This window comes from Thermophagus sp. OGC60D27 (genome assembly GCF_052400625.1).
Taxonomy (GTDB): Bacteria; Bacteroidota; Bacteroidia; order Bacteroidales; family Marinilabiliaceae; genus Thermophagus.
Window position 1 is genome coordinate 1 of the sequence record NZ_JBQTGH010000036.1, and the last position, 1,382, is coordinate 1,382.

The following is a 1,382-nucleotide window of genomic DNA, read 5'->3' on the forward strand; positions in this document are numbered from 1 at the left end:
AGTCGGTAGTTATAGACGCGAAACCAGGTGATCTACCCATGGTCAGGTTGAAGTTCCGGTAAAGCGGGATGAAGGACCGAACCAGTAAACGTTGAAAAGTTTTTGGATGAACTGTGGGTAGGGGTGAAAGGCCAATCAAACCTGGAAATAGCTCGTACTCCCCGAAATGCATTTAGGTGCAGCCTTAAGAAAAATTTTAACACAGGTAGAGCTACTGATAGGAGGCGAGGGTTTCAACGCCTGTCAACTCCTGACAAACTCCGAATGGTGTTAAAAGGTGCTTAGGAGTGAGGGCACGGGTGCTAAGGTCCGTGTCCGAAAGGGAAAGAACCCGGACCACCGTCTAAGGTCCCGAAATGCTGGCTAAGTTGAAGAAAACGCGGTATGGTTGCAGAGACAGCTAGGATGTTGGCTTGGAAGCAGCCATTCATTTAAAGAGTGCGTAACAGCTCACTAGTCGAGCGACCATGCATGGATAATAATCGGGCATAAAGTCAGCTACCGAAGACGTGGATTACCGCAAGGTAGTGGTAGGGGAGCATTCCATAGACGTGGAAGCAGTACTGTGAGGTATTGTGGAGTTGATGGAAAAGCAAATGTAGGCATAAGTAACGATAATGGAGGTGAAAGTCCTCCACGCCGAAAGACTAAGGATTCCTGATCAACGTTCAACGGATCAGGGTAAGTCGGGTCCTAAGGATCACCCGAAAGGGGAAGCCGATGGGAAGCAGGTCAAAATTCCTGCACCCCCTTTACAAAGAAAGTGACGGGGTATCGAGGCGTCTGAGTGCTGACGGAAATGCACCCAGAGCCTAGGCTACGGCCGAAGCGAAGACGATAAGATATCTCCAAGAAAAGCGAGTAAAGGGGCCCGTACCGTAAACGGACACACGTAGTTGGGTTGAGTATACTAAGGCGCTCGAGAGATACGCGGCTAAGGAACTAGGCAAAATAGTCCTGTAACTTCGGGAGAAAGGACCCCTGTCGAGAGACAGGGCGCAGAGGAATGGCCCAGGCGACTGTTTACCAAAAACACAGGGCTTTGCGAAATCGCAAGATGAAGTATAAGGCCTGACACCTGCCCGGTGCCGGAAGGTTAAGAGGAGATGTTAGCGTTGAGCGAAGCATTGAATTGAAGCCCCGGTAAACGGCGGCCGTAACTATAACGGTCCTAAGGTAGCGAAATTCCTTGTCGGGTAAGTTCCGACCTGCACGAATGGTGTAACGATCTGGGCACTGTCTCAGCCGCGCACTCGGTGAAATTGTAGTACCGGTGAAGATGCCGGTTACCCGCAACGGGACGGAAAGACCCCGTGAACCTTTACTGCAGCTTAACATTGAGTCTGTGTAATTGATGTGTAGGATAGGTCGGAGACAAAGAA

General features: G+C 50.3%; 1 rRNA gene. It reads left to right on the forward strand.

The annotated features are described in order from the left end of the window. Positions 1 to 1,382: ribosomal RNA gene (locus ACT29H_RS16735) — 23S ribosomal RNA — on the forward strand; the annotation flags it as partial.